General features: G+C 62.1%; 27 protein-coding genes. 10 read left to right on the forward strand and 17 right to left on the reverse strand.

Annotated elements, in window-relative coordinates:
- Positions 1 to 48 precede the first annotated feature (48 nt).
- The 4 genes from V6M90_RS24195 to V6M90_RS24210 are packed head-to-tail and all read left to right on the forward strand — an operon-like array spanning position 49 to position 3,285.
- Positions 49 to 864: a MetQ/NlpA family ABC transporter substrate-binding protein gene (locus tag V6M90_RS24195; protein WP_003170997.1), complete on the forward strand. Its 816-nt coding sequence runs from the start codon at positions 49 to 51 to the stop codon at positions 862 to 864.
- Positions 861 to 1,976 carry a methionine ABC transporter ATP-binding protein gene (locus V6M90_RS24200; RefSeq protein ID WP_305428229.1) on the forward strand — a complete coding sequence of 372 codons (1,116 nt, stop codon included), beginning with the start codon at positions 861 to 863 and terminating at the stop codon, positions 1,974 to 1,976. Before V6M90_RS24195 ends, V6M90_RS24200 begins: the two co-directional genes overlap by 4 nt.
- The gene (locus V6M90_RS24205) at positions 1,966 to 2,610 is read left to right on the forward strand and encodes a methionine ABC transporter permease (protein ID WP_003170995.1); all 645 of its coding nucleotides are present in this window, start codon (positions 1,966 to 1,968) and stop codon (positions 2,608 to 2,610) included. The genes V6M90_RS24200 and V6M90_RS24205 overlap by 11 nt, the downstream gene beginning before the upstream one ends.
- Before the next feature lie 48 nt (positions 2,611 to 2,658).
- The gene (locus V6M90_RS24210) at positions 2,659 to 3,285 is read left to right on the forward strand and encodes a class I SAM-dependent methyltransferase (protein ID WP_141064640.1); all 627 of its coding nucleotides are present in this window, start codon (positions 2,659 to 2,661) and stop codon (positions 3,283 to 3,285) included.
- 239 nt (positions 3,286 to 3,524) lie between these two features.
- Here the strand turns inward: V6M90_RS24210 and V6M90_RS24215 are convergent, their stop codons facing one another.
- Genes V6M90_RS24215 through V6M90_RS24225 form a run of 3 tightly spaced genes read right to left on the reverse strand, consistent with a single transcriptional unit; the run spans position 3,525 to position 8,736 of the window.
- Positions 3,525 to 6,590 (reverse strand): efflux RND transporter permease subunit, encoded by a 3,066-nt coding sequence (locus tag V6M90_RS24215; RefSeq protein WP_003170993.1) that lies wholly within the window; start codon positions 6,588 to 6,590, stop codon positions 3,525 to 3,527.
- Complete coding sequence (locus V6M90_RS24220; RefSeq protein ID WP_332847253.1) at positions 6,587 to 7,657, reverse strand: efflux RND transporter periplasmic adaptor subunit; 1,071 nt, start codon at positions 7,655 to 7,657, stop codon at positions 6,587 to 6,589. Before V6M90_RS24220 ends, V6M90_RS24215 begins: the two co-directional genes overlap by 4 nt.
- Positions 7,654 to 8,736 carry an efflux RND transporter periplasmic adaptor subunit gene (locus V6M90_RS24225; RefSeq protein ID WP_141064643.1) on the reverse strand — a complete coding sequence of 361 codons (1,083 nt, stop codon included), beginning with the start codon at positions 8,734 to 8,736 and terminating at the stop codon, positions 7,654 to 7,656. The genes V6M90_RS24220 and V6M90_RS24225 overlap by 4 nt, the downstream gene beginning before the upstream one ends.
- 121 nt (positions 8,737 to 8,857) lie before the next feature.
- Here V6M90_RS24225 and V6M90_RS24230 point away from each other — a divergent pair, with 121 nt between their 5' ends.
- Positions 8,858 to 10,018 carry an AAA family ATPase gene (locus V6M90_RS24230; RefSeq protein ID WP_042945533.1) on the forward strand — a complete coding sequence of 387 codons (1,161 nt, stop codon included), beginning with the start codon at positions 8,858 to 8,860 and terminating at the stop codon, positions 10,016 to 10,018.
- A gap of 115 nt (positions 10,019 to 10,133) precedes the next feature.
- Here V6M90_RS24230 and V6M90_RS24235 read toward each other — a convergent pair whose 3' ends face one another.
- The 11 genes from V6M90_RS24235 to V6M90_RS24285 form a co-directional block, all read right to left on the reverse strand.
- Positions 10,134 to 10,982, reverse strand: coding sequence for a transporter substrate-binding domain-containing protein (locus V6M90_RS24235; RefSeq protein WP_332847254.1), 849 nt, complete (start codon positions 10,980 to 10,982; stop codon positions 10,134 to 10,136).
- Positions 10,979 to 11,755, reverse strand: coding sequence for an amino acid ABC transporter ATP-binding protein (locus tag V6M90_RS24240; RefSeq protein ID WP_141064644.1), 777 nt, complete (start codon positions 11,753 to 11,755; stop codon positions 10,979 to 10,981). The genes V6M90_RS24235 and V6M90_RS24240 overlap by 4 nt, the downstream gene beginning before the upstream one ends.
- Complete coding sequence (locus V6M90_RS24245) at positions 11,752 to 12,411, reverse strand: amino acid ABC transporter permease (RefSeq protein ID WP_078731074.1); 660 nt, start codon at positions 12,409 to 12,411, stop codon at positions 11,752 to 11,754. Before V6M90_RS24245 ends, V6M90_RS24240 begins: the two co-directional genes overlap by 4 nt.
- Complete coding sequence (locus V6M90_RS24250; protein ID WP_065941074.1) at positions 12,392 to 13,057, reverse strand: amino acid ABC transporter permease; 666 nt, start codon at positions 13,055 to 13,057, stop codon at positions 12,392 to 12,394. Before V6M90_RS24250 ends, V6M90_RS24245 begins: the two co-directional genes overlap by 20 nt.
- 464 nt (positions 13,058 to 13,521) lie before the next feature.
- Positions 13,522 to 14,304, reverse strand: coding sequence for a MetQ/NlpA family ABC transporter substrate-binding protein (locus tag V6M90_RS24255; RefSeq protein WP_003170980.1), 783 nt, complete (start codon positions 14,302 to 14,304; stop codon positions 13,522 to 13,524).
- 126 nt (positions 14,305 to 14,430) lie between these two features.
- Complete coding sequence (locus V6M90_RS24260; protein WP_332847255.1) at positions 14,431 to 15,357, reverse strand: sigma 54-interacting transcriptional regulator; 927 nt, start codon at positions 15,355 to 15,357, stop codon at positions 14,431 to 14,433.
- A gap of 48 nt (positions 15,358 to 15,405) precedes the next feature.
- Entirely contained in the window at positions 15,406 to 15,987 is a 582-nt protein-coding gene (locus V6M90_RS24265; RefSeq protein ID WP_141064646.1) for an alpha/beta hydrolase, read from the reverse strand.
- A gap of 263 nt (positions 15,988 to 16,250) precedes the next feature.
- Positions 16,251 to 16,652 (reverse strand): ExbD/TolR family protein, encoded by a 402-nt coding sequence (locus tag V6M90_RS24270; protein WP_141064647.1) that lies wholly within the window; start codon positions 16,650 to 16,652, stop codon positions 16,251 to 16,253.
- 1 nt (position 16,653) lies between these two features.
- Positions 16,654 to 17,373, reverse strand: a complete 720-nt coding sequence (locus V6M90_RS24275) for a MotA/TolQ/ExbB proton channel family protein (protein ID WP_003170976.1) — start codon at positions 17,371 to 17,373, stop codon at positions 16,654 to 16,656.
- A 54-nt stretch (positions 17,374 to 17,427) separates the two neighbouring features.
- The gene (locus V6M90_RS24280) at positions 17,428 to 18,231 is read right to left on the reverse strand and encodes an energy transducer TonB (protein ID WP_003170975.1); all 804 of its coding nucleotides are present in this window, start codon (positions 18,229 to 18,231) and stop codon (positions 17,428 to 17,430) included.
- Between the two features lie 223 nt (positions 18,232 to 18,454).
- On the reverse strand, positions 18,455 to 19,321 hold the full coding sequence (locus V6M90_RS24285) for a LysR family transcriptional regulator (RefSeq protein WP_003170974.1): 867 nt from the start codon (positions 19,319 to 19,321) through the stop codon (positions 18,455 to 18,457).
- A gap of 103 nt (positions 19,322 to 19,424) precedes the next feature.
- Here V6M90_RS24285 and V6M90_RS24290 point away from each other — a divergent pair, with 103 nt between their 5' ends.
- Entirely contained in the window at positions 19,425 to 20,594 is a 1,170-nt protein-coding gene (locus V6M90_RS24290; protein ID WP_332847256.1) for a CynX/NimT family MFS transporter, read from the forward strand.
- Between the two features lie 96 nt (positions 20,595 to 20,690).
- A complete protein-coding gene (locus V6M90_RS24295; protein ID WP_332847257.1) occupies positions 20,691 to 21,626 on the forward strand; it encodes a LysR family transcriptional regulator in 936 nt (311 codons plus the stop codon).
- Here the strand turns inward: V6M90_RS24295 and V6M90_RS24300 are convergent.
- Positions 21,517 to 22,611 carry a fatty acid desaturase gene (locus V6M90_RS24300; RefSeq protein WP_332847258.1) on the reverse strand — a complete coding sequence of 365 codons (1,095 nt, stop codon included), beginning with the start codon at positions 22,609 to 22,611 and terminating at the stop codon, positions 21,517 to 21,519. The genes V6M90_RS24295 and V6M90_RS24300 overlap by 110 nt on opposite strands.
- Before the next feature lie 102 nt (positions 22,612 to 22,713).
- Here V6M90_RS24300 and V6M90_RS24305 point away from each other — a divergent pair, with 102 nt between their 5' ends.
- Positions 22,714 to 23,718 (forward strand): AraC family transcriptional regulator, encoded by a 1,005-nt coding sequence (locus V6M90_RS24305; protein WP_332847259.1) that lies wholly within the window; start codon positions 22,714 to 22,716, stop codon positions 23,716 to 23,718.
- Between the two features lie 61 nt (positions 23,719 to 23,779).
- Here V6M90_RS24305 and V6M90_RS24310 read toward each other — a convergent pair whose 3' ends face one another.
- Positions 23,780 to 24,145, reverse strand: coding sequence for a response regulator transcription factor (locus V6M90_RS24310; RefSeq protein ID WP_003170968.1), 366 nt, complete (start codon positions 24,143 to 24,145; stop codon positions 23,780 to 23,782).
- 100 nt (positions 24,146 to 24,245) lie between these two features.
- Between V6M90_RS24310 and V6M90_RS24315 the strand changes: the two genes are divergently transcribed.
- Complete coding sequence (locus V6M90_RS24315; protein ID WP_003170967.1) at positions 24,246 to 24,719, forward strand: GlcG/HbpS family heme-binding protein; 474 nt, start codon at positions 24,246 to 24,248, stop codon at positions 24,717 to 24,719.
- A 24-nt stretch (positions 24,720 to 24,743) separates the two neighbouring features.
- Positions 24,744 to 25,154 carry a hydroxyisourate hydrolase gene (gene uraH / locus V6M90_RS24320; RefSeq protein ID WP_003170966.1) on the forward strand — a complete coding sequence of 137 codons (411 nt, stop codon included), beginning with the start codon at positions 24,744 to 24,746 and terminating at the stop codon, positions 25,152 to 25,154.
- Here the strand turns inward: uraH and V6M90_RS24325 are convergent.
- Entirely contained in the window at positions 25,149 to 25,835 is a 687-nt protein-coding gene (locus tag V6M90_RS24325; protein ID WP_003170965.1) for a Crp/Fnr family transcriptional regulator, read from the reverse strand. The genes uraH and V6M90_RS24325 overlap by 6 nt on opposite strands.
- Between the last annotated feature and the right edge of the window lie 21 nt (positions 25,836 to 25,856).

Genomic DNA, 25,856 nt, shown 5'->3' on the forward strand with positions numbered 1-25,856 from the left:
ATTGAATCTCCACGGCTTGCACTAATAACTTATGACTGGAAATCAACCATGAAAAAAATACTGCTCTCTCACCCAGTCAAAGCACTGGCCATGGCCCTCGGTCTGTTCAGCTCGGCGGTGTTCGCCGCTGACGCGCCGCTCAAGGTCGGCACCACCGCCGCCTTCGCGATTCCCCTGGAAGCCGCCGTGGCCGAAGCCGACAAGCAAGGCCTGAAGGTCGAACTGGTGGAGTTCACCGACTGGATCGCGCCCAACGTCAGCCTGGCGGCCGGCGATATCGATGTGAACTACTTCCAGCACATCCCCTTCCTGGAAAACGCCAAGGCCGCCGCCGGGTTTGACCTGGTGCCGTTCGCGCCGGGCATCATCAACAACGTCGGGCTGTATTCGAAGAAGTACAAAAGCTTCAACGACCTGCCCGAAGGCGCCAGCGTGGCGATTGCCAACGACCCGATCAACAGCGGTCGCGGCCTGCAACTGCTGGCCAAGGCCGGGCTGATCACGCTCAAGCCGGGCGTAGGCTACAAGGCCACCGAAGAAGACATCGTCGCCAACCCGAAAAAGATCAAGATCCTGCAAGTGGAAGCCGTGCAACTGGTGCGCGCCTATGACGACGCCGACCTGGTGCAGGGCTACCCGGCATACATCCGCCTGTCCAAGACCTTCGATGCCGAGTCGGCGCTGCTGTTCGATGGCCTCGACCACCCGGAATACGTGATCCAGTTCGTGATCCAGCCCAAGAGCAAAACCGACCCGCGCGTGATCAAGTTCGTCGACATCTACCAGCATTCACCAGTGGTGCGCGCGGCATTGGATAAATCCCTGGGCAAGCTCTACCAGGTCGGTTGGGAAGCTAAAAAATGAGCGCCGCCAACGCCCGACTGCGTGACCTGGACACCGCGCCCAGGGACGCCGAGCAGACTGAACTGCATCCGGACTTGAACCGTGCCCACGTGCGCTTTATCAATCTGGGCAAAACCTACGACGGCCAGGTGCACGCGCTGCAAGGCATCGACCTGGCGATCCAGCGCGGTGAAGTGTTCGGCATCATCGGCCGCAGCGGCGCCGGGAAATCCTCGCTGATCCGCACCATCAACCGCCTGGAACAACCCAGCAGCGGGCGTGTGCTGATCGATCAGGTGGACATCGGCGACTTTGACGAAGACCACCTGGTGGCGCTGCGTCGACGCATCGGCATGATCTTCCAGCACTTCAACCTGATGTCGGCCAAGACGGTGCGGCAGAACGTTGAGCTACCGCTCAAAGTTGCCGGCGTGCCCAAGCCCCAGCGTGAACAAAAGGTGCGCGAACTGCTGGAACTGGTGGGCTTGCAGGACAAGCACAAGGCTTACCCGGCACAACTCTCCGGTGGGCAGAAACAACGCGTGGGCATCGCCCGTGCGCTGGTGCACGACCCGGAGATTCTGCTGTGCGACGAAGCCACGTCGGCGCTGGACCCGGAAACCACGCAATCGATCCTCGGCCTGCTGCGTGAGATCAACCAGCGTCTGGGCCTGACCATCGTGTTGATCACCCATGAGATGGCGGTGATCCGCGACATCTGCGACCGCGTGGTGGTGCTGGAGCACGGGCACATCGTCGAGCAAGGCCCGGTGTGGGAAGTGTTTGGCAACCCGCAGCACGACGTCAGCAAAACCCTGCTGGCACCGTTGCAACATGGGCTGCCGCAAGAGCTGCAAAGCCGTCTGCATCCCACGCCGCCGTCGCCTGACGCGGCCGTGGTGCTGCGCCTGCAACTCACCGGCAATGGCCGCGACGAACCGGACCTGGCCGCGCTGTTCGGCGCCCTGGGTGGGCGCGTCCGCCTGCTGCAAGGTGGTGTGGAACGTATCCAGGGGCATGCGCTTGGGCAACTGTTGCTGGCGGTGAATGGCTCAACACACAGCGCCGAGGAATTGCGCACGCGCGCGGCGAACTGGGCACAACAGGTGGAGGTGCTGGGCTATGTGGTTTGATCGTTTAGTACAGGGCGCCATCGATACCTTGTTGATGGTCGGCGTGTCGTCGCTGATCGCGTTGCTGGTGGGGATTGCGCTGGCGGTGTTTCTGGTCACCAGCGACAAGGGCGGCATCTACCAGGCACCGGCGTTGAACCGCGTGCTGGGGGCGTTCGTCAATCTGTTCCGTTCGATTCCATTTCTGATCCTGATGGTGGCGCTGATCCCGTTCACCCGCCTGATCGTCGGCACCACCTATGGCGTGTGGGCGGCCGTTGTACCGCTGACCATCGCCGCCACGCCGTTCTTCGCGCGCATTGCCGAGGTTAGCCTGCGCGAGGTCGACCACGGCCTGATCGAAGCCGCGCAAGCCATGGGTTGCCGGCGCTGGCACATTATCTGGCATGTGCTGTTGCCCGAGGCGCTGCCGGGGATTGTCGGCGGGTTCACCATCACCCTGGTGACCATGATCAACTCGTCGGCCATGGCCGGCGCGATTGGCGCCGGTGGCTTGGGCGACATAGCCTACCGCTACGGCTACCAGCGCTTCGATACGCAGATCATGCTCACAGTGATTGTGCTGCTGGTGGTGTTGGTGGCGGTGATTCAACTGGGCGGCGATCGCCTGGCGCGAGTGCTGAACAAGCGCTGAGCTCCACAAGGTATAGTCGGGCCATCTCCGCATTCGGTATTGCCCGTCATGACCCTGAAACCCGACGACCTCGACCAGATCACCTCCACCACCCTCGGCCACTACAACAAGGTGGCCGAGGACTTTCGCGAAGGCACCCGCGACCACGATGTGAGCCAGAACATCGACGCGTTGCTGCGGCATATCCAAGGCACGCCACCGTTTACCGTGCTGGACTTTGGCTGCGGGCCAGGGCGGGATTTGCAGACCTTCACCCGCATGGGTCACGTTGCCGTGGGCCTCGATGGCTCCGAGCGCTTTGCGCAGATGGCACGCGAAGACAGCGGCTGCGAGGTGTTGCAGCAGGACTTTCTCAAACTGGAATTGCCCGCCGAACGCTTCGACGGGATCTTCGCCAACGCGGTGCTGTTTCACATTCCCAAACAGGAACTGCCGCGTGTGCTCAAGCAACTGCACGCGGCGTTGAAGCCTGGAGGCGTGCTGTTCAGCTCCAACCCACGGGGTGAGAACCAGGAAGGCTGGAATGGGCCACGGTATGGGTCGTATCACGACCTGGCGGCGTGGCAGGCATTGCTGACGACGGCGGGGTTTGTGGAGTTGGAGCACTACTACCGCCCCGCCGGATTACCGCGTGAGCAGCAGCCATGGTTGGCCAGCGTGTGGCGCAAACCTTAGAGACAACGCATTACAAATGTGGGAGGGGGCAAGCCCTAATGCCAGTCAGTTAAGGCTTTGAAGGAGTAAAAAGTGACCTGTGGCGAGGCCGCTTGCTTCCGTTGGACTGCGCAGCAGTCCCATTCTTTATAAACAAAGAGCGGGGCCGCTTCGCGGCCCAACGGGAGCAAGCTCCCTCGCCACAGATACAGTGTTGTCCCTCAACTGACTGGCATTAGGGCATGCCCCCTCCCACATTTTTAACCGCGGGTTTGCTGTTGCTCCTGCTTGGGCTCGCGAATCTTGTACCAGGCCACATACAGCGCCGGCAAAAACAACAGCGTCAGCAAGGTGGCAATGATGATCCCGCCGATCATCGCGTAGGCCATCGGCCCCCAGAACACCTCACGCGCGATAGGAATCATGCCCAGGCTCGCCGCAGCCGCCGTGAGCAGGATCGGTCGGCGCCGGTGCTCGGTCGCTTCCACCACCGCATCCCACGGGGTGTAGCCTGCCAGCTCGTATTCATGGATCTGCGTCACCAGGATCACCGAGTTACGGATGATGATGCCGATCAGCGCCAAAATACCCAGGATCGCCACGAAGCCCATCGGCGTGCCCGTCGGGATCAGCGCCAGCACCACGCCAATCAGGCCCAGCGGCGCAACACTTGCCACCAGGAACATCTTCTGCACGCTGTGCAATTGGATCATCAGGAAGGTCGCCATGAGGAACAGCATCAACGGCACCACGCTGGCAATCGGGCCCTGGGCCTTGCCGCTTTCTTCCACGGTGCCGCCGGTAGCGACTTTGTAGCCCACCGGCAGGCCCGCGCTGAACCTGTCGATATCCGGCTGGAGTTGCTTCACCAAGTCCGTCGGCTGCATCTCATCGCGCACCGACGCCTTGATGGTGATGGTCGGCTTGCGGTCGCGGCGCCACACCAGCGGCTGCTCCAGCTCATAACGCACGGTGGCGAAGGCCAGCAGCGGGATCGAGCCGCCGTTGGGCGTCACGATCTGCAGGTTCTGCAAGGTTTCCGGGGTGCCACGCTCGGCGTCTTCGGCGCGGCCAACCACGTTGATCAGGTAGATATCGTCGTGCACCTGGGTCACCGAGGCACCGCTGACCACGCTGTTCATCAGCTGCGCCACGTCTTCCGACGACAGCCCCAGTTGGCGCGCCTTGTCTTGGGCGATGTCGATACGCAGCACTTTGCCCGGCTCGTTCCAGTCGTAGATGATCTCGCCCAGGTGGGTGTTTTTATCCAGCATGGTCGCCAGCTCGATGGCGTGTTTGCGCACCTGGTCGGTGTCTTTGCCGGACACCCGGTATTGAATCGGACGCCCCACCGGCGGGCCCATTTCCAATGGCTGCACAAAGCTGCCGATGCCGACAAAATCATCACGCAGGCGTTTTTGCAGGCGCGCAATCAAGGCGCCGCGTTCTTCCAGGCCCTTACTCACGATGACCAGTTGCGCGTAGTAGGGATTTTCCAATTGCTGATCGAGGGGCAAGTAAAAGCGGATCGCGCCCTGGCCGATGTAAGTGCTCCAACGGACGATGTCCGGGTCGTCCTTGATGATCGCTTCCAGGCGGTCGACGGCCTTGCGCGTCTCGTTGATCGAGGCGTTTTGCGGCAGGTTCAGGTCGACCAGGATTTCCGGGCGGTCCGACGACGGGAAGAACTGGTTCTGCACGAACTGCATGGAGAACACCGACGCCGCGAACAGCGCCACGGTGATGCCGATGGCCCACCAGCGGTTGCGCATGGCCCACAGCATGCCGCCATTGAAGACCCGGCCAATGCGCCCCGGCTCGGCGTTGTGCGGTTTCACATTGGCGCTGAGGATATGCACGCCGATCACCGGCGCAAACAGCACCGCCACCACCCACGACACCAGCATCGCCACCGCGATGACCGCGAACAGGGTGAAGGTGTACTCGCCCGCCGAACTGGCGTTGAGGCCAATCGGCACAAAACCGGCGACGGTCACCAAGGTACCGGTGAGCATCGGGAACGCCGTCGAGGTGTAGGCGTAAGTGGCCGCCTGTTCCTTGGTTTCGCCTTTTTCCAGGCGTGTGATCATCATCTCCACGGTGATCATCGCGTCGTCCACCAACAGGCCGAGGGCGATAATCAACGCGCCCAGCGAGACCCGCTGCATGGTGATACCGCTGTATTCCATGAACACGAACACCAGCGCCAGTACCAATGGGATCGAGCACGCCACCACCAGCCCGGCACGCATGCCCAGGCTGATAAAACTCACCACCAGCACGATGATCACCGCTTCGAACAAGGCGCTGGTAAAGCCGCCGACGGCCTCTTCCACCACTTCGGCCTGGTCGGACACTTTGTGCACACCGACGCCCACCGGCAGGTCAGCGGTCAGCTCATCCATGCGCGTGTGCAGGGCCTTGCCGAACGACTGGATATTGCCGCCCTTCTGCATGGCGATGGCCAAGCCGATGGCCGGCTTGCCATTGAAACGAAACATCGGCCGCGCCGGGTCGACGTAGCCACGGCTGATGTCGGCGATATCCGCAAGCCGATAGAAGCGATCATTGAGACGCAGATTGACGTTGGCCAAGTCCTTCTCCGAGGCGAACTGCCCCGAGGTGCGCACGGAAATCCGCTCCGGCCCGGCTTCGATCACCCCGGCCGGCGTCACGGCATTCTGCGATTGCAGGCTCTGCACCACTTGGCGCTGATCCACACCCAGCGCCGCCAGTTTGCGCGTGGAGAAGTTCAGGTAAATCACTTCGTCCTGCTGGCCGATCATCTCGACCTTGCCCAACCCCGGCACCGAGCGGATTTCGGCGCGGACCTGCTCCACGTAGTCGCGCAGCTGGCGCATGGACAGACCATCACCGGTAAAGGCGTACACCGAGCCGAACACGTCACCGAATTCATCGTTGAACGATGGCCCTTGCAAGCCCTGGGGGAAGCTGCCGCGAATATCGTCGATCTTCTTGCGGACCTGGTACCAGATCTCCGGGATGGCCTTGGCGCTGGTGGTGTCCTTGAGGAACACAAATACCGTGGACTCACCCGGCCGGGTGTAGCTTTTCACGTAATCGAGGGCATCGAGCTCTTCGAGTTTTTTCTCGATGCGGTCGGTGACCTGCTTGAGGGTTTCTTCCTGGGTCGCGCCCGGCCAGCGAGTCTGGATGACCATGGTCTTGATGGTGAACGAGGGGTCTTCCTCGCGGCCCAGGTTCATGTACGAGAACACGCCCATCAGCAGCGCGACGAACATCAGGTACCACACGAAGGACTGATGTTTGAGGGCCCAGTCGGATAAGTTGAAGCTGCGTTTCATCGCGGACTGTCCTCGTCGATTTTGACTTTCTGCCCGGGTTTCAGGCTGTTCACGCCGGCGGTGACTATCCGTTCGCCGGGTTTGACCCCGGCGTTGAGCAAGGCGTTGCTGGTGTCACGGCTGACCACGCTGACGTCACGCGGTTGCACGGTCTGGCTCTGGGTGTCGAGAATCCAGATGCGGGTCTTGCCGTCGACTTCCTGCAAGGCGCTGACCGGCACCTCAAGGCGCGGCGCGATGGCGCTGCTCAAGGTCACGCTGATCGCCGTGCCCAAGCGAAACGCGGCGGGCGTCTCGCTCAGGCTCAGGCGCGCGCGCCGGGTACGCGTGGCGCTCTGGGCCTGGGGTTCGATCTCGCGCACGATGGCGGTGGTGTTGACGCTGGGGTCCAGTTGCCCGGCAACAAGGAACACCACGTCCGGCGGCAAGCGCTCGGCGAGGCCGGCGGGCAGATCGATCACCGCTTCCTTGATGTCCGGGCGGGCCAGGGTCACCACTTGCTGGCCGGCGCTGACCACCTGGCCGGCCTCGGCGTTCCAGGCAGTGACGATGCCGGCGTGGTCGGTGCGCAGTTCGGCGTAATTGAGCTGATCCTTGGCCTGGTTGACCGAAGCTTGGGCCTGGTCGAGGCTAGCCTGGGTGGTTTTCAGGTCGGTCTGGGCCACATCCAGCTGGGCCTGGGCGCCGACACCGCGATTGAACAATTCCTGCTGGCGCCGCGCGTTGGCCTGGGCATTGATGTACTGCGCCTGGACGCGGGCGAGGTCGCCCTGGGCGGCGCGCAACTGGTTTTGTTGATCGGTGGGATCCAGCACCGCGAGCAAGGCGCCCTTCTCCACTTCGGCGCCCACATCCACGGCGCGGCGGGCGATACGCCCTGGCACACGAAAGCCCAGGTTGCTTTCGTAGCGCGCCTGGATGGTGCCGGCGAAACGGCCAAGGGTTTCCTGGTCTTCGGATTTCACTTCCATGGAGAGCACCGGGCGCACGGGCTCGGGCGGCGGTTCCTGCTTCGAACAGGCAACCAGCAACAGACTGGCCGCCAGTAACACCGTCAGGCGCTTCATGGCTGGGCTCCTGGCTGAGCGATCTCGACGATCATGCCGGGGTGCAGCAATTGCCCACCGGCCACCACGACTTTTTCGCCGCCCTTGAGGCCGTCGCCGATGATGACTTTACCGGTCAGGTAGCGCGCCACGCTGACCTTGTGCAGTTGCGCCTTGCCGTCACCGTCCACCAGCCACACAGCAGGTTCGCTGAGGTCCTTGGTGAGTGCCGACCACGGCAATTCGATGCTCGGTTTGGCCGGCCCATTGGCGGTGGCGCTCACCACCGAGCCCAACTCCATGCCCTTGGGCAAGGCTTGCAGAGCGATCTTCACTTGCACGGTGCCGGTGTTGGCGGCCACGGCGGGGGTGACTTCCCGCACTTTGCCTTGGGCCGTGATCGCAGGGTTATCCAGCAGGCTGACGGTGATCGGCGCGTCGGTCGGCGGTTCCACCAGCAGCGACTCATAGACGTTGAACACCGCATCGCGCTCGCCATCGCGGGCCAGGCTGAAGATCGGCACGGTGGCCTGCACCACCTGGCCGACCTCGGCCTGGCGCGCGGTGATCACACCGGGGGCTTCGGCGATCAACGCGGTATAGCCCAGTTGTTCGCGGGCGTTGGCGAGTTGGGCCTGCGCCGCGGCCAGCGCACTTTGGCTGCTGCGCAAGGCGGCCTGGGCCGAATCGTATTCGCTGCGACTGGTGTAGCCCTTGGGCAGGAGTTTTTGCTGGCGCACAAAGGCCGCAGCCGTCTGCTTGACCCGCGCCTGCTCGGCCACCACCTGGGCCTGGGCGGAATCGACGTTGGTCTGCAAGTCCTTGGGGTCGAGCTTGGCCAGCACTTGCCTGGCGCTGACGCGGTCGCCCACGTCCACCATGCGCTGGATGATCTTGCCACCCACGCGAAACGACAGATCGGTTTGCACGCGGGCCTGGATATCCCCGGTCAGCGTGACGGCCGCGGCGAAATCCGCCGGCTGCACGGTTTGCACAAAAACGCGTGAATGCTGCTTGGGCTCGGTCTTTTCCTGACCGCACGCGCTCAGCAGCATCAACAAGCCAAATCCGAAAATACAAGTGCAAATACGACCGCCCATGCAGGCTCCTTTTGCGCGATGCGATTGTGCCAGTGTGTATGCGACTGTGAGCTTAGTTCAGGGTTCCTTATCTGCATGGAGACTCCCATACTCCAAGGGTTCCCAAACCGACTGAATGCTCATGCTCAAAACCCTCGCGGTGGCCAATTACCGCTCAATCAATAAATTGGTGGTGCCCCTGGGTCGCTTGAATCTGGTGACCGGACCCAATGGCAGTGGTAAGTCCAACCTGTACCGAGCGTTGCGCCTGCTGGCCGAAACCGCACAGGGCGGGGTGATCAATGCACTGGCCCGTGAGGGCGGTCTGGACTCGACCTTCTGGGCTGGCCCGGAAACCATCAGTCGACGCATGCGCAACGGCGATGTGCCGGTGGAGCCCATCGTGCGTCACGGCGTGAAGCGCTTGCGCCTGGGCTTTGCCGGCGAAGATTTCAGCTACGCGATCTCCCTCGGCCTGCCGGAGAAGACCCTGTCCTACTTCTCCCTGGACCCGGAGGTGAAAAAAGAGTGCATCTGGGCCGGCCACCTCTACCGCCCGGCCAGCCTGTTGGTGCAACGCTCGGGCCCTATGGTGCGCGCCCGCGATGGCCGTGCCTGGGACGTACTGGCCCAGCACACCCCGAACTACCACAGCCTTTTTGACCAGGTCGGCAGCCTGCGCGGTTCGCCGGAAGTGCTGCTGCTGCGCGAAAGTATCCGCGGCTGGCGTTTTTATGATCACTTTCGCAGCGATGTGGATGCACCGGTGCGCCAACCCCAACTGGGCACGCGCACGCCGGTGCTGCATCACGATGGCCGCGATCTGGCCGCCGCGTTGCAGACCATTCGCGAAATCGGTGACCCCGAAGCGTTGCAGCGCGCAGTGAGTGATGCGTTTCCTGGGGCGCGGTTGAATATCGAGCCCTTGCAGGGTGGACGCTTCGCCATTGAGCTCTATCAAGAGGGTTTGCTGCGGCCGTTGTCGGCGGCCGAACTGTCGGACGGCACCTTGCGCTACCTGCTGCTGATCGCCGCGCTGCTGACGCCAAGACCGCCAACCATGATGGTGCTCAACGAACCGGAAACCAGCCTGCATCCGGATCTGCTGCCGGCGTTGGCGCGCTTGATCATCCAGGCGTCACAGCAGTGCCAGGTATGGGTGGTGTCCCATGCCAGTCGGTTGATTGCGGCGTTGCAGCAGGATGAGGCGTGCAATTCGATTGTGCTGGAGAAGGTGATGGGCGAGACGCAGATCGTCGGGCAGGGGATTCTGGATGCGCCGGCGTGGCAGTGGCCGGAATAAGGGCTGACCGGGCCGGCCTCATCGGGAGCAAGCCCCCTCCCACATTTGAATGTATTCACAAATCAAAATGTGGGAGGGGGCTTGCTCCCGACAGCGGTATGAGATCAGTTGGGAGTCAGCCCTGCCATTTACCGCCTTCAACAATCACACTCTCAGGCTTGGTCTCATCGCTCAGCTCTTTACGCACATATTGGTCGTACAGCTTGAGCAAAAACTTTTCTTCGCCCAACTTCGCCAACTCGGCATTCACCCAGTCGCGCAGCTCGATATTGCCCTTCTTCACCGCTGGCGCAATCGGTGCTTCGTCGCCGAGTTTTTCTTCGAGCACACGGTAGCCAGGGTTCTGCTTGGCCCAGCTGAACAGCACCAGATTGTCCTGCGCATAGGCGTCGCCACGCCCGGCCGACAGCGCTTGCAGCGACTCGGAGTTTTTCTCGAATTTGAGCAGTTTCCAATCCGGGTGGTTCTTGGTCAGCCAGATATCGGCAGTGGTGCCGGTGGTGACAATGGTGGTACGGATGGCCAGGTCGTTCAGGCTTTTGACCGCGCTGTTATTCGGCACCAGGGCCTGTACCGCGACTTTCAGGTTGGGGTTGGTGAAGTCCACCGCTTCCTTGCGCTCCGGCGTGACGGTCATGTTGGCGAGGATCAGGTCGACCTTGTCGCTTTGCAGGAACGGAATACGGCTGGCCGGCTCCACCGCGACGAATTCGACTTTGTTCTCGTCGCCCAGCAGGTCCTTGGCGAATTGGCGGCCGATGTCGGTATCGAAGCCGACGTAGCGACCGGCCTCATTCACAAAGCCGAACGGCGGTTTGTCGGTGAACACGCCGACAATCAGCTTATCGCGCGCCTTGATTTTATCGATGTAGCTGACAGCCGCAGGTTTAACCGGCTCTTCGGCCTTTTTATCGCAGCCGGCCAGCAAGGCGACGGCCAACAGTGGCAGCAGTAACTTTTTCATATCAGTTCCAGTTCCTTAATCTTTTTGGGCAGTGTTGAAACAAAGGAGAACTTCTCCAGGAACTGCTGCGCGCGTGCGGTTTGCGGGTTCGTAAAGAATGCCTCGGGGGTGTTGTGTTCGAGGATGCGGCCGGCCTCCATAAACACCACGCGGTCGGCGACGGCGCGGGCGAAGGCCATTTCATGGGTGACGATCAGCAGGGTCATGCCCTCGCGGGCCAGGCCCTGGATCACCTCCAGCACTTCCTTGACCATCTCCGGGTCGAGGGCGGCGGTGACTTCGTCAAACAGCATGACCTGCGGGTTCATGCACAACGAGCGGACGATGGCGATGCGTTGCTGCTGCCCGCCGGAGAGCTGGCGCGGGAAGGCGTCGCGCTTGTCGGCCAGGCCCACGCGTTCAAGTAGTTTTTCGGCCTGGGCACGCGCTTCACGGGGGTCGCGCTTTTGCACTTTGAGCGGGCCGAGCAGGATGTTGTCGAGCACGCTCATGTGCGGGAACAGGTGGTAGCTCTGGAATACCATGCCGATGTCCTGGCGCACCTGGCGCCAGTCGGTGGTTTTATCCAGCAGCTCTTTCCCTGCAAAGCGCAGGCTGCCGCTGTGGGCGACTTCCAACCCATTGAGGCAGCGCAGCAAGGTGCTTTTGCCGCAGCCGCTGGGGCCGAGGATCACCACCACCTCGCCGCTGTGCACGCTCAGGTCGATGCCCTTGAGCACCTGCTGCTCGCCAAAGAATTTGTTGAAACCCTGAAACTCGATCAATGCGCTCATGCTTGGGCCCAGCGCCGTTCCAGCACCTTGGAGGCAGCCGACAACGGGTAGCAGATAAAGAAGAAGAACAGGAACAGCGCGCCGTAGATCAACACAGACTCATAGGTACGCTCGATGATTTGCTGGCCGACCTTGATCACGTCCACCACGCCGATCAACACCGCCAGGGAACTGGTCTTGATGATGCGCGTGTAGACGTTGATGGTCGGCGGCGTCATACGCTTGAGGGCCTGGGGCAGCAGCACATAACCGTACAGCTGCGGGTCCGACAGGCCAATCGACAAGCCGGCTTCACGCTGGCCACGGGGCAGCGAGTGCAGGGCGCCGCGTACCACCTCGCCGACCTCGCTGGCACCCCACAGCGACAGCACCAGTACCGCGCACCAGAAGCTGGGGATGCTCAAGCCAAAGAAAATCGGCATCCCGAAGAACAACAGGTACAACCACACCAGCACCGGAATGGCGCGGAACAGCTCCAGATACACCCGCAGCACGGCGTTGATCAGCTTGCTGTTCAGCGTGCGCAAGACGCCATACAACACACCGCCCACCGTACTGAAGGCGATGCTCAGGAAAGAAATCGACAGGGTTTGTGCAGCGCCCTTGCCCAGTTGCGGCAACGACACCCACAACAATTCAAGACCCGAACTGGCCATGCTGGAGCCTCCTTTCCAGGCGGCTGAGCAGCAGCGACAGCGGCAGGAACAACAGCACGCAAATCAGCGTCAGCACGGCGAGCATCTCGTAGGTTTTGTAGTAGAGAGCGATGTAGCTCTTGGTGGTGTAGAGAATTTCCGGCACCGCCACGGCGGACACCACGGTGGTTTCCTTGAGCAGGAAGATGAAATTGGCGAACAGCGCCGGCAGGCTGAGGATGCCGGCCTGGGGCAGGATCACATGGCGCAGTAACTGCCAGTCGGACAGGCCGATGGACTTGCCCGACTCGATCTGTGCCAGCGGCACCGCTTCCACCCCGGCGCGCAGCACTTCGGTGAGGTAGGCACCGCCGAGAAAGGTCATGGTGATGATCGCCGCCCAGAACCCGGAGATATTCAAACCCAGGGCCGGCAAGGCGAAGTACACGAAGAACAGTTGGATCAGCAGCGGTGTGTTACGCGCCAGCTCCACGTACAGCGCCACCAGGCGCGACAGGTAGGGCGTGCGAAACACCAGCAGCGCGGCGTTGATCAGTGCCACCAGCAGCGAGGTGGCAATGGCGATCAGGCCCACTTGCAGCGTCACCCCCACGGCGTTCAGAAACGCCGGCAAGGTGCTGAGGATAAAAGCGAAATCGAAGGTCATGGGTAGTCCATATCGCCGCATGGGTAATGCCGCGAGCGCAGTCCGTTCCGACGTGGGTAACGTCGGGTAGCGCGAACTTTAAAGGTATAAAAAGTAAAATTTAAATACCAAAATAGCATATTGATATCACCCAAAAAGATAACCTCGGAATTCGCGGGATTGGCGGGTGACGGCTATGGTTGGGGGGTCTGCTTTTCGAAGGATTGAACCATGAACAAAGCGAAACCGATTGATCCGCAGGAGTTGGTGAAATGGTTGGTGGCGTTGCGTCGGGCGATCAATAGCCGGGGTCTCTAAACCACCGAAATCGAATATGAGATGAAAATAAAATGTGGGAGGGGCGGTGCGACGATTCGACTTGCTCCCTCCCACATTTTTATTGCATTCCAAATTTCAGGCATAAAAAAACGCCGACGCTATACCAGCCGTCGGCGTTGAAACCTTGAAGGGGTTTTACCGCTCGATCAGAACGCCGGCACGACCGCGCCTTTGTACTTCTTCTCGATGAAGGCTTTGACTTCCGGGCTGGTCAGGGCCTTCGACAGTTTCTGGATCGCGTCGCTGTCCTTGTTGTCCGGGCGGGCCACCAGGAAGTTCACGTATGGCGACTTGGCGTCTTCGATGATCAGCGCATCCTTGGCTGGGTTCAGGCCGGCTTCCAGGGCGTAGTTGGTGTTGATCAGGTCCAGGTCAACCTGGTCCAGAACACGTGGCAGCAGTGCCGATTCCAGTTCCTTGAATTTCAGGTTTTTCGGGTTGCTGGCAATGTCTTTTGGCGTGGCCAGGGCATTGGTCGGGTCTTTCAGGGTAATGACACCGGCCTTTTGCAGCAGCAACAGGGCGCGGCCGCTGTTGGAGCCTTCGTTGGGAATGGCAACGGTGGCGCCGTCCTTGAGCTCAGAAATATTTTTGATCTTTTTCGAGTAACCACCGAAAGGTTCAACGTGCACGCCGACCACGGTCACCAGGTTGGTGCCCTTGCCCTTGTTGAAGTTTTCCAGGTACGGCAGGGTCTGGAAGTAGTTGGCGTCCAGACGCTTTTCGGCGACTTGCACGTTGGGCTGCACGTAGTCGGTGAAGACCTTGATCTGCAGGTCCACGCCTTCTTTGGCCAAGGTCGGCTTGATCAGCTCAAGGATCTCGGCATGCGGGATCGGAGTGGCAGCCACCACCAGTTTCTCGTTGGCTTGGGCGAAGCCGGCAGTCAGGGCAGCAGCCAGTGCGGTAAACAACAGAACCTTTTTCATACAGTGTCCTTATCGGAATTCCGGGTCGTCTGTGACGGCCCTTGTTATGTGGGGTGCCAGCGAAGTGCTATCGCGGCGTGAAGCGGACAATACCTAGATTTTTTATTCCCGAACAATATCTTTTATTCACGTTGATATTCCAATTTGCTCATGTAGGAATTTGCGCAGGCTTTCCTGCTCCGCAGGGCTGGCAGTGTTAAAGAGGCGCTGCACCTGCTCCAACGGCGAACCGGCCACCGGCAGGTTCAAATGTTCGGGCAAAATCTCGTCGCCACTGCTCACCAGCAAGGCAAAGTGAATGACGTTTTCCAGTTCACGGGTATTGCCCGGCCAACTGTGACGCTCCAGTACACGCTGGGCATCGTCGCTGATCAGCGGCACCGGCAGGTCCAGGCGCTGGCTGTAGATGCCGAGGAAATACTCGGCCAGCGACAGAATATCGCCGACCCGCTCGCGCAGCGCCGGCAGATCCAGTTGCCCTTCACTCAAGTAATGGAACAGGCGCTCATTGAATTTGCCCGCCGCCACCGCCTGGGCCAGGTCGATGCTGGTGGCCGCCACCAGGCGCACGTCCACCGGGCTGGGTTGATGGGCGCCAACGCGGGTGACTTCGTGATTTTCCAGCGCGGCGAGCAACTTGACCTGGATCGGCAGCGGCAAGTCGCCGATTTCGTCCAGGTAAAGCGTGCCGCCATTGGCCGAACCGAACCATCCGGCGCGGCTGCTGGCCGTGCCACTGTGGCTACCGGCGGCATAGCCGAACAACTCGGCATCGGCATACGTAGGGCTGATCGCGCCGCAATTGACCGAGACAAACAAACCGGTACGGTCACTGCCACGGTGGATATGCCGCGCCAGCAATTCCTTACCGCTGCCGGTCTCGCCACGAATCAACACGGGCAAGGCGCGGGGTGCAAGGCTTTCGAGGTCTTCGCGCAACTGGCGGGAGCGGGGATCGACGAACACCAGCGCCTTGGCGCGGATGCTCAAAGGGCTTTTTTCGGCGTCGGGAAAGGTCAGCAGTGGCTGGCCGAAGGTTTCATGCAGACTCATGGCAGGCTCCCGCCCCAATCCACTCAGGGACGGGGCGTTGAAAGAAGGTTACGCACTACGCCGGGCGTGATGCTCAAGGCGGTGTTGCAGACGATAGAGGTAGGCGAACCCCTGCTCCCAGCGCTGATGACCGGACTTCACATTGATATGCCCGGCGCCGGAAAGGATGCCGGCTTCGGCGCCCCAGTTACGCGCCAGTTCCAGCGCACGCGGGGTGCTGACGGCACTGTCGTTGTCGGAGCTGACCACCTGGCTGGGAAACGGCAGCAGGTCGGTCGGGATGGGGGCGAAGTTGCGCAAGGCAGGCGAGCAGGCTGGCCGTTCGACATCCGCCGGCGCCACCAACAGGGCGCCGCGCACCTGGCGCAGCACGTGCGCCGGCGCGGTGGCCGCCCAATGTGCCACGGTGATGCAACCCAGGCTGTGGGCGATCAGGATGACCGGCGTGCTGTCGGCGGCGATGGCCTCGGCCAGCGCCGCCACCCAATCTTCGCGGCGCGGCGTCAGCCAATCGGCCTGCTCCACGCGCGCACTGTTGGGCAGGCTGTTCTGCCAATGGGTTTGCCAATGATCTTCTGGCGATCCTTGCCAGCCCGGCACGATCAGGTAACGAATCGACTCGCTGTGCATGGGTGTGCCCTCCTGCAGCGTTTAACGTTGTTGATCAGTATAGGGAGGAGGATTATGTTCGTTAAGGAATAAGAAGCTATTTATTAATAACCAAAAAGAAGCTTCAAGTTTTCAGCGGCAAGCGGCAAGTCAGAAGCAAAAAAAAGGCCGCACCCTGCCAAGGAGACGGCCTGAAAAACAGCTTAACTATTAGCTGCACGCTACAAGCACGAAGCAAATCGGCTTTTACTCGCAGCTTGCAGCCCAAAACTCACAACTGAGCGCTACCGTGCCGTAATCACCGACAACTTGGTGATGCCCGCGCGCTCGATAGACGCCATGGCTCGCGCCACTTCGCCGTAATTCACACCGTTGTCGGCCTGCAGTTGCACCCGTACATCGGGGTCCTTGGCCTTGGCCGCCTGCAGGTTGAATTCCAGCAGGCCGGGCTGGATTTCGTCCTTGTTGATAAACAGCTTGCCGGCGCCGTCGATGCTTACCACCAGCGGGTCCTTCTGCTCCACCGGCGCCACGGCTTCGGTCTTGGGCAGGCTGATCGGGATGGCGTTGGTCAGCAGCGGCGCGGTGACGATAAACACCACCAACAGCACCAGCATCACGTCCACCAGGGGCGTGACGTTGATCTCGCTCAGTACCTCATCACTGTCTTGCGTGGAGAAGGCCATTTCAGGACGCCTCCTTCACTTTTTGCGGGTTGCCGGCGCCGGCTTTGTTCAGCGTGGGATGCAGCAGCACGCGGAACGAGTTTTTCTGCGCGAGGCTGTAGAAATCGTGGGCAAAGTCGTCAAGGTCCGCGGCCGTCAGCTTCAAGCGACGCAGGAAGTAGTTGTAAACCAGCACTGCCGGTACCGCGACCGCGATCCCCACGCCCGTGGCGACCAGCGCCGCGCCAATCGGCCCGGCCACGGTTTCCAGGCTGGCGGACCCGGCGGCGCTGATGCCCTTGAGCGCCTCCATGATCCCCCACACCGTGCCGAACAGACCGATAAACGGCGAGGTGCTGCCGATGCTGGCGACCACGGCCAGGCCGGTTTCCAGTGAACGACGCTCGCGCACGATTTGCTGGCGCAGGGCACGCTCGAGGCGGTCCTGGTGGTTGATCGCCTGGCTCAGGTCGGCAGCGTGGGGCGCATCGCCCACCTGGATCGCCGCGTAACCGGCCTGCGCCACGCGGGCGGCGGCGCCGGGTTGGGTCTCGGCCAGTTCGGCCGCGGAGTCAAGGCTCGATGCCGCCCAGAACTGTCTGTGGAACTTGCGATCCTGGGCCTTGAGGCGACCGAACTGCACGCCCTTGAGCAGCGCCAGGCCCCAGGTAACGACCGAAAAGACCACCAGCAGCCAGATCACCGTGCTTTCGATGGATTCAAGTGGAGATGCCAATGCCATGATGTTTTCCCTCTGTGCAAGTCGCGGCGCGTGCAACACCCCGCAGCGCAATAGTTAGTGAATCTTGAAATCGATCGGTACGCTGACCCAGCCGTTCTGGGCCACATCGCCCTGCTTGGCCGGCACAAAGCTCCAACGCTTCACGGCGGCCAGGGCGGCGTCGTCGAGTTGCTGGCGGCCGCTGCTTCTCTGGATCTGGATCTCGCCCGGCTTACCGCTGGCCAGCACCTGTACCCGCAACACCACCGTGCCCTCCCAACCCCGGCGCTGGGCCAGTGAGGGGTATTCGGGCGCCGGGTTCTTCAAGTAGGCGGCGTTGGCCGAAGCAGGCGTTACCGGGGCCGGCGCAGGCGGTGCGGCGGGCGCGGGAGCAGGTGGCGCAGGCGATGGCGGCGCAGGTGGCTGCTCCACCGGTTTGGCGACCGGCTTGGGCACGGGTTTAGGCACCGGCTTGGGTTTCGGTATTTTTTTCGGCGCCGGCTTGGCGGCCACTTCATCCACAACCGTTGGCGGTGGCTCGACCACAGGCGGTGGCGGCGGCACGTGCGGTAGCGGTTCCACCACAGGTGGCGCGGGCCTGGAGAATTCGATGGTCATCGGTGGAATTTCCGGCGGCACAATCGGCAGCACGGGGGTGGGCTTCTGGCTCACCCAATAAATCACCGCACCGTGCAGGGCCAACACCAGTAACCCCAACAGAACGCCTTCGCGCCGACTCGAAAAGCGCTTGGGAGTTCGCTGCAAACGCAGTTGCCCCAACGGCGCGCGGTGCGGCCGGCCAAGGTCGACCAACTCGCCACCCGGTGCCTGGCGCCATGGCGCCTCGTGTGCACCGGCGGCGGTCTGGACATTGCCCATTGATTCACTCCCTACGGTGTTTGAAACAAAAACCGACGGGCCTGCGTGGAAGGCCGTCCAGGGCTGAATCATCGACGCCGCACACTTATCTCTTAAAGTAATCTTTAAAGTTATACATAGACAAAAATCGAATAAATAAAAGCCATGCACACGGCGAAGCCACGACCTGCGCGGCCTGGCGTAAAGGCGGCGTTTTTCAATGCATTTCAGGCATTCAAAATATTCAGTAGAGGCATGGCTCAACGGGGCTGTTTGCGCACAAATCGAACAGTTCAGCCTGTAAACACTGCCCCGCCGCGCTCAGACCGCCGCGTGCATACAACGCCAGGCGCACGCCCTGCACCACGGGCAAACCGCTCTCTGCGCCGACTATTACATGTCCGGCCTGCACCACCCTCAGCGGCAATAGACTCACACCCAACCCCGCCGCCACCGCCGAACACACGCTGGCCAGGCTTGCGCTGGAATAGCCGATACGCCAGCGCCAGCCGCTCACTTCCAGGTGGTGCAGCATTTCATTGCGGTACAGGCCGCCCACGGGGAATGCCACCAACGGCAAAGGATCGCGCCCCAGGCACGGCGTGCTGCGGCTGTCTACCCAGCACAACGGCTCGGGCCACGACGCCAGGCAGTCATCGCTGCTGCCCATCTGCTTGACCAGCAACACGTCGAATTCACCATTGCGGTACTGGCGCTGCAACTCGGGCCCCAGGCCGCTGGTGACCTCCAGGCGCACCCGTGGATACGCCAGCACAAACGCCGACAGCAACGGCATCAGTCGCTGCGCCGCAAAGTCTTCCGGCACGCCCAGGCGCAGCACACCGTCACTTTGCTGGTTGATCAACACATCGGCGGCCTCTTCGTGCAGCGCCAGAATGCGTCGCGCGTAAGCCAGCAAGCGCTCGCCCTCGGCGGTGGCGACGACGCGCCGTTGATCGCGGTCCAGCAACTGGCACGCCACTGCGTCTTCCAGGCGGCGGATCTGCTGGCTCACGGTGGACTGGGTCAAGTGCAGGCGCTCGGCGGCGCGGGTGAAGTTGCCGCAATCCACCACGGCGACGAAGCTGCGCAGCAATACGGGATCGAACATGATCATTCTCGTTGCCACTGGTTGGCATGGTTATATTTAATTTCAGAATACCGGGGGCGCTGGCCATACTCACGCCTCTTTTACCGATGTGCAAAGGCGCTGCATGACCCTCAATAAATCCTTCGCCGGCTGGGGCCTGCTGGTGGTGCTGGGCCTGAACCTGCGGCCGATCCTGAGTTCCATCAGCCCGTTGCTCGGCGAGATCCGCCAGGCCACCGGCCTGAGCTTCCAGAGCAGCGCCCTGCTCACCAGCCTGCCGGTGGTGTGCATGGGCCTGGTGGCGCTGGTAGGCGTGCGCGTGGAAGCGCGGTTGGGTGAACGACGCGGTATCGCCCTGGGCTTGATGCTGATTCTGCTGGCTTGCCTGGCGCGTTGGTGGATGGGCCAGGGCTCGGCATTGCTGGTTACGGCCTTGCTCGGTGGCGCCGGTGTGGCGCTGATCCAGGCCTTGGTGCCAGCGATGATCAAGCGCGAATTCCGTCATCGCGTGCCGGTGGCGATGGGTGTGTACTCGGCCTCACTGATGGCCGGCGGCGGGCTGGCAGCGCTGCTCAGCCCGCTGGTGGCCACGCATTTCCAGCAATGGCAGGCGGGGTTGGGCGTGTGGCTGTTGCCGGCGCTGGGCGCCTTGTTGTTGTGGGCCTGGCTGCCGCTGGGCGCGGCGAGGAATCCACAGGTGGTGCCCGCGTTCAAAGGCCTGCGCAATCGGCGCGCGTGGCTGCTGGCGGTGTATTTCGGGCTGGTGAACTGCGGCTACATGAGCCTGGTGGCGTGGCTGCCGGCCTACTATCAGCAATTGGGTTGGGACGTGTTGCCCAGTGGCTCGTTACTGGCCTTCATGACGATCTTCCAAGTGATCGCCGCGCTCTTGATGCCCGTGCTGGCGCAACGCGGCATCGACCGTCGGCCGTTGCTCGGTATCAGCCTGCTGGCCCAGACCATCGGCTACCTCGGCCTGCTGCTGGCGCCGCTGCAATTTCCCCACCTGTGGGTGGCCTTGTGCGGCTTCGGCCTGGGTGCCTGTTTTGCCCTGAGCCTGCTGCTGACCCTAGACCATCACCGCGACCCTCGCCAAGCCGGGCAACTGGCGGCCTTCGTGCAGGGCGTGGGCTTTCTGATCAACGCGGTTTCGCCATGGATGACCGGCTGGCTGCGCGAACTCACCGGCCACTTCACCAGCGCCTGGGTGGTGCTGACGGTGACCGCGCTGGCGATGCTGGTGGTGACGCGGGTGTTCAGCCCGGCTACCTATCGCAGCGCACCTGCTCTATAGATATGCATTTTAGGTCTACTTAAATTAATAGAGCTTCGTTGACGGAATAAGCCAGACCCCTAAAATCCCTATTCTTCCCAAGGACGCCGGCATGCCATGGATCTTCGCCAACTGCGCTACTTCATCGCGCTGAATGAGCACCGCAGCTTTGTGCGCGCCGCCGACGCCATGGGTATTACTCAACCGGCGTTCAGCCGCAGTATTCAGGGGCTGGAACAGGAATTCGGCTGCGTGCTGGTCGACCGCGCCCACAAGGATCTGCGCCCCACGCCAGAAGGCGAGGTGGTGTTGCGACATGCCTTGAGCCTGGTGCAAGGCGCCGCCCGGCTCAGCCATGAGGTCACATGCATGACCAAGCTCGACGCCGGTGAAGTGCGCTTCGGCAGCGACGCGGTGGCGGCGGTCAATCTGGTTCCACAGGCCATGGCGCGATTTATCACGGCCTATCCCAAGGTACGCAGTGCGTTGCAGGTGGATAACTGGGAGAGGCTCGGGCACAGCCTCAATCGTGAAGAGATCGAGTTTTTTATCGCCGACGTGCGCCACTTCGAGGCCGATCCGAATTTTCGTACCCAAACACTCATGCCTCGGCGCAGTGTGTTTTTCTGCCGCGCGGGTCATCCGCTGCTGGCCAAGGACAGCCTGTCCACCAATGACCTGTTCGACTACCCGTTGGCCACGCCATTGATCGCGCCAGGCATTCGTAAATTGCTCGCCAACCTCAGCGGGCGTATCGACTTTGCGCCCGCTATCGAGCTGGAACAGTTCACCGCACTGGCGAGCATCGTGCGCCAGTCCGACACCATTGGCCTGGGGGCCGAAGAAGCCTTTGTCGACTCATTGGCCAGCGGCGAACTCAAGGCGCTGCACTGGCGCAACCTGCCCCATACACTCGACAGTTTGAACAACCGCTGCGGCGTGATCAGCCGCGCTGGGGGTCGCTTGTCGCCAGCGGCGAAGGCGCTGATCGAGAGCTTGCGGGCGGTGGAAAACCGAACCGATTGGCCCGTGCAAACGTCCCGAAGTCATTGAAGCGCACGCCCATCTCGGCCATGACCTTATGCGCCACCCTGGTCGTCATCTGGCGAATGTAGAACGGCTCCTTCACCACAAAATGATGAATCCCGTGGGTGCTGCCGAAGTTGAAGCAGAACGCCTGCAGCGGCCACAGCCACCAAGGGTTGAGCACTTGGGTTTGCTGGATCACATTGCCCAGTTCCACATCGCCGTAGTAGTGCATGTTGGAGCTGACAAAGTGCAGGCAAAAGGTGCGCAGCACGTTGGGGCCGATGATCACCACGGCGGCGATGTCGATCATCTGCATCATCTGCAAGGTGCCGGCGGACCAAGCGATTGGCGCGCCCAGCAGGCTGGCGATGCCATTGGCGACGTGGAAGCCGAGAAACACGTACCACGCGCCCCAATGCAGCAGCGCCAGCGGTGCGTAGACCAGCAGCGAGCGTTTGAGAATCTTGAGTTTGTGGCTCCAGGTCCTGGCGCGCAGCATGCGGATAAACGCCGACATCACGTTATCGCCCACCATCAGCAAGCGCGCAAACCCCCAGGGTTCGCCGTTGGTGATCGCACGTTCCTCCATATCGGTTTCGGTGCCGGAGACTTTGTGATGGTTGAGGTGCAAATGGCGGCGGATCCACGGGTTGATGGTGCTCGGCCGCGCCAGCCACACCAGGCCCATCATCAGGTTGTGCGGCAGGCGCTGCTTGCGAAAGTACATGCTGTGGATCAGGTCGTGTTCCAGCTCGTGGGTCAGTGAGGCGAGGAACGCATTGAGCAGCAGGCAGGCCCACCAAGCCATGTGACCGGTGATATAGAGCGCCGCCGAGCCCAGCATACCCAGCAAGGCGAACGCCAGGATGCCCGCGCCCAGAGCGTCCTGATGCAGCAACCAGGGGTGTTGCTGGCGCAGGCGCGCACCTTCGGCGAGCACCACTTCGCGGATATGCGCCGAACGCTGTTGCGCGTTCATCTGCTGGGGACTTGCAGAAGTACCGTCCATGCTCCCATCCTCTTGTTCAATGAAGGGTTACATCCTGCCTCAGGTCACGCGGCAGGACGCTAGCCCCACACGCCAACCTGTTGACCGCAAGCGCCAATCGCCATGACCGAACCCACGTCCCTCGCCAGTTGGACCCGTGCCCTGCGCAAGCAGCTCGACGCTCTGGGCCTCGACAGCGCCGCACTGTGCGCCCAGGCCGGGCTCGACCCGCAGCAGATGGACGACCCCAATGCACGCTATCCACTGTCGGCGACCACGCGTTTGTGGGCGCTGGCCGTGCAGGCCAGTGGCGATCCGGCGATTGGGTTGCGCGTGTCACGGTTTGTCAGCCCGACGACGTTTCATGCGCTGGGGTATGCGCTGGTGGCCAGCGGCAGCCTGCGGGAAGTGTTCGAGCGCATCGTGCGTTATCACCAGGTGGTCAGTGATGCGCTGACGCTGGAGCTTATTCGCGACGGCGAACGCTATCGTTTTCGCCTGCTGCAACCCGAAGGCAGCCCGGCGCCGGCCTTGGAAGCCATCGATGCGTTTGCAGCGATCTATGTGCGCACCTGCCGCAACCGCCTGGGCCGGGATTACGCGCCCTTGGCCGTGCACTTGCGGCGCCCGGAACCGGCCGATCCCAAACCCTGGCACACGGTGTTCCGCGCGCCGGTATTTTTTGGCGCCGATGAGGACCGCCTGGAGTTCGCGGCCCAGGACTTCGACAGCCACCTGGACGACGCCAACCCGGAGCTGGCCGAGCACAACGAAACCGTGCTCAAGCGCACCCTCGCCCAGCTGCAACCGCTGACCTGGGAGCGCAAGGTGCGCGCGGCGATCGAAGCGCAACTGCCCGAAGGCGAGCCGAGCGCCGAACGGATTGCCCAGGCGCTGCACTTGAGTCTGCGCAGCTTGCAGCGGCACCTGGCGGATGAGGGATGCCGGTTCGATGCGCTGCTCAATGAATGCCGGCAGAACCTGGCGCTGCTGCACTTGCGCGACCCGCAGTGCTCATTGGCCGAGATCAGCCATCTGTTGGGGTTTGCTGATACCAGCAGCTTTAATCGGGCGTTCAAGCGGTGGACGGGGATGACACCGGGGCAGTTTCGGGATGGGTTGCGGTAGGCCGATGTGGGGGGGCTTGCTCCCGATAGCGAGGGTACAGGCACTGCAAATTCCGAATCCATCAGCGCCCGCGATCGCGCCGCAACAACTTCCTCACCCGCGCCACCAACGCCTTGGCCTCGAACGGCTTGAGCAGGTAATCATCCTCATGCAACTCCAACCCGCGCAGGCGATCCTCGATCCCGCCCGGCGTGGTCAGGAACAGCACTGGCGTGTCGCCCTTGTGCCGAATCGCCTGCTGCAACTTCCAGGCGTTCAAGCCCGGCAGCATCACGTCCAGGATCACCAGGTCGTACGCGGTGCTTTCCACAAAGCGCTGCGCCGCCATGCCGTTGGCCGCGACTTCCACGCCGAAACCGGCCTCGCTCAAGCCTTGGGCCATGAGCTGCGCCAATTGCGGCTGGTCTTCCACTAACAACACCTGCATGCCTTACCTCTGGGTTCGATTACAAACCTGTCATCAAATTGTGCGGTTTCTGACCACGTTCACTGACTACCGTGACGGCCTGCCGTATGGAGCCTTCACCATGTCTCGCCCTGCCTTGTTCTTGAGTCTCGCCTTGTGCACCGCCGCACAGGCCACACCGCAATTGCCCCGCCATGCCGACCTGGATCTGCGCACGGCCCGCCAACTGGCCGATGCCGGCCTTGCCCACTGCAGTGCCGCGCTGACCGTGTTGGACCGCGGCGGCAACTTGTTGCTGAGCCTGCGCGCCGATGGCGTCGGCCCGCATAACAGCCTCGCCAGCCAGCGCAAAGCCTACACCGCGCTGTCGAGCAAAACCGCGACGCGGCTGTTTGCCGAACGTGCGCGCAACAACCCCGAGGCCGCCAACCTTAACAGCTTGCCCGAGTTGCTGTTGCTCGGTGGCGGCGTACCGCTGTTTGCCGACGCCGAGCTGGTCGGCGCGCTGGGGATCGCCGGTGCCGGCGGCGCCGCGCAGGACGACGCCTGCGCCACCCAGGCCGCCGAGCAGTTGGGCCTGAAAACTTCTCTCTGATTCCCCTCTGGAAAGGACCTGTCGATGAAAACCCTCAGCATGACCCTCGCCGCCCTCAGCCTCAGCGGCCTGTGCAACCTGGCCCTGGCCGCCGGCAACCCCCTGAGCGTGCATGTGCTCAACCTGGAAAATGGCCTGCCGAGCGCCGGTGTCGGCGTTACCCTGGAGCAACAGGTAGGCGATAAATGGCAGCCACTCGCCAAAGGCGTCACCAACGAGCAGGGACGCATCGCCGAACTGTTCCCAGCCAACCAAACCCTGCAACCGGGTGAGTACCGCGTGGTGTTCAAGACCGGCGACTACTACAAAAAGGCCAACCGTGAAACGTTCTTCCCCGAAGTGCCGGTGATCTTCCAGGTGAAACAGGCCGACCAGCATTACCACATTCCGCTGTTGCTCAGCCCTTATGGGTTCTCCACGTATCGCGGTTCATAGGCCCGCGGCCTGCCGCAGACGCTTGAGGTCAAGTATCTCAATCGCGCCGTAACTCAGGCCGATGATGCCCTGTTGTTCCAACGCCTTGAGCAGGCTGTTGGCGGTCTGGCGCGACAGGCCCAGCATCGCCGCCAAGTCCTCCTGGGGCAGTTGCAACGTGCGACGCGCCTGGTCTATTTCGCCGTAGCCCTGGGCGATCATCAGCAACCGATGGGCCAGGCGCGCCGACGCGGGCATCAGGCTCATCTGCTCGATATTGATCAACGACAGGCGCAGTTTGTGGCTCATCAACAGGGCCACGTCGCGCCAATACGCCGGATGGGTTTCGAGGATGTCGAGCATGGCTGCCTGCGGCACCTGCAACAGCGTGCACGGCCCCGAGGCCTGGGCATCGTGGGTGCGCGGCAGGTTGTCGAACAGGCAGATTTCGCCGAACCAGTAAGGCGTTTCCACCAGGCTCAACACCGCCTCCTTGCCCTGCGCGTTCACCGCGCTGATGCGCACCGCGCCTTCCAGCACCGCATACAGCCCACACGGCGGGTCGCCGCGCTTGAACAGATACTGCCCCGCCGTCAGCGCGCGCAGCCGTGCGGCCGCCAGCAAACGATGCTGTAGCTCGACCGGCAGGTGGCTGAACCAGTGGCCGTTGGCCAACCGGGCATACCATTGCTCTGCGTCCATGAGAACTCCGAAGATTGTCGC

The sequence above is a fragment of the Pseudomonas lactucae genome (assembly GCF_036688725.1).
GTDB lineage: Bacteria > Pseudomonadota > Gammaproteobacteria > Pseudomonadales > Pseudomonadaceae > Aquipseudomonas > Aquipseudomonas lactucae.

Coding starts and splice junctions, on each gene's coding strand:
- V6M90_RS24250 (WP_065941074.1), bottom strand. CDS start 13,057: ATGACCTTCGATTTCGCTTTTATCCTCAGCACCTTGCCGGCGTTTCTG.
- V6M90_RS24255 (WP_003170980.1), bottom strand. CDS start 14,304: ATGAAAAAGGTTCTGTTGTTTACCGCACTGGCTGCTGCCCTGACTGCC.
- V6M90_RS24310 (WP_003170968.1), bottom strand. CDS start 24,145: ATGCAGGTGTTGTTAGTGGAAGACCAGCCGCAATTGGCGCAGCTCATG.
- uraH (WP_003170966.1), top strand. CDS start 24,744: ATGAAAACCCTCAGCATGACCCTCGCCGCCCTCAGCCTCAGCGGCCTG.
- V6M90_RS24240 (WP_141064644.1), bottom strand. CDS start 11,755: ATGAGCGCATTGATCGAGTTTCAGGGTTTCAACAAATTCTTTGGCGAG.
- V6M90_RS24280 (WP_003170975.1), bottom strand. CDS start 18,231: ATGGGCAATGTCCAGACCGCCGCCGGTGCACACGAGGCGCCATGGCGC.
- V6M90_RS24305 (WP_332847259.1), top strand. CDS start 22,714: ATGACCGAACCCACGTCCCTCGCCAGTTGGACCCGTGCCCTGCGCAAG.
- V6M90_RS24300 (WP_332847258.1), bottom strand. CDS start 22,611: ATGGACGGTACTTCTGCAAGTCCCCAGCAGATGAACGCGCAACAGCGT.
- V6M90_RS24230 (WP_042945533.1), top strand. CDS start 8,858: ATGCTCAAAACCCTCGCGGTGGCCAATTACCGCTCAATCAATAAATTG.
- V6M90_RS24205 (WP_003170995.1), top strand. CDS start 1,966: ATGTGGTTTGATCGTTTAGTACAGGGCGCCATCGATACCTTGTTGATG.
- V6M90_RS24225 (WP_141064643.1), bottom strand. CDS start 8,736: ATGGGCGGTCGTATTTGCACTTGTATTTTCGGATTTGGCTTGTTGATG.
- V6M90_RS24265 (WP_141064646.1), bottom strand. CDS start 15,987: ATGCACAGCGAGTCGATTCGTTACCTGATCGTGCCGGGCTGGCAAGGA.
- V6M90_RS24245 (WP_078731074.1), bottom strand. CDS start 12,411: ATGGCCAGTTCGGGTCTTGAATTGTTGTGGGTGTCGTTGCCGCAACTG.
- V6M90_RS24235 (WP_332847254.1), bottom strand. CDS start 10,982: ATGAAAAAGTTACTGCTGCCACTGTTGGCCGTCGCCTTGCTGGCCGGC.
- V6M90_RS24325 (WP_003170965.1), bottom strand. CDS start 25,835: ATGGACGCAGAGCAATGGTATGCCCGGTTGGCCAACGGCCACTGGTTC.
- V6M90_RS24260 (WP_332847255.1), bottom strand. CDS start 15,357: ATGAGTCTGCATGAAACCTTCGGCCAGCCACTGCTGACCTTTCCCGAC.
- V6M90_RS24290 (WP_332847256.1), top strand. CDS start 19,425: ATGACCCTCAATAAATCCTTCGCCGGCTGGGGCCTGCTGGTGGTGCTG.
- V6M90_RS24295 (WP_332847257.1), top strand. CDS start 20,691: ATGGATCTTCGCCAACTGCGCTACTTCATCGCGCTGAATGAGCACCGC.
- V6M90_RS24200 (WP_305428229.1), top strand. CDS start 861: ATGAGCGCCGCCAACGCCCGACTGCGTGACCTGGACACCGCGCCCAGG.
- V6M90_RS24215 (WP_003170993.1), bottom strand. CDS start 6,590: ATGAAACGCAGCTTCAACTTATCCGACTGGGCCCTCAAACATCAGTCC.
- V6M90_RS24275 (WP_003170976.1), bottom strand. CDS start 17,373: ATGGCATTGGCATCTCCACTTGAATCCATCGAAAGCACGGTGATCTGG.
- V6M90_RS24195 (WP_003170997.1), top strand. CDS start 49: ATGAAAAAAATACTGCTCTCTCACCCAGTCAAAGCACTGGCCATGGCC.
- V6M90_RS24270 (WP_141064647.1), bottom strand. CDS start 16,652: ATGGCCTTCTCCACGCAAGACAGTGATGAGGTACTGAGCGAGATCAAC.
- V6M90_RS24315 (WP_003170967.1), top strand. CDS start 24,246: ATGTCTCGCCCTGCCTTGTTCTTGAGTCTCGCCTTGTGCACCGCCGCA.
- V6M90_RS24210 (WP_141064640.1), top strand. CDS start 2,659: ATGACCCTGAAACCCGACGACCTCGACCAGATCACCTCCACCACCCTC.
- V6M90_RS24220 (WP_332847253.1), bottom strand. CDS start 7,657: ATGAAGCGCCTGACGGTGTTACTGGCGGCCAGTCTGTTGCTGGTTGCC.
- V6M90_RS24285 (WP_003170974.1), bottom strand. CDS start 19,321: ATGTTCGATCCCGTATTGCTGCGCAGCTTCGTCGCCGTGGTGGATTGC.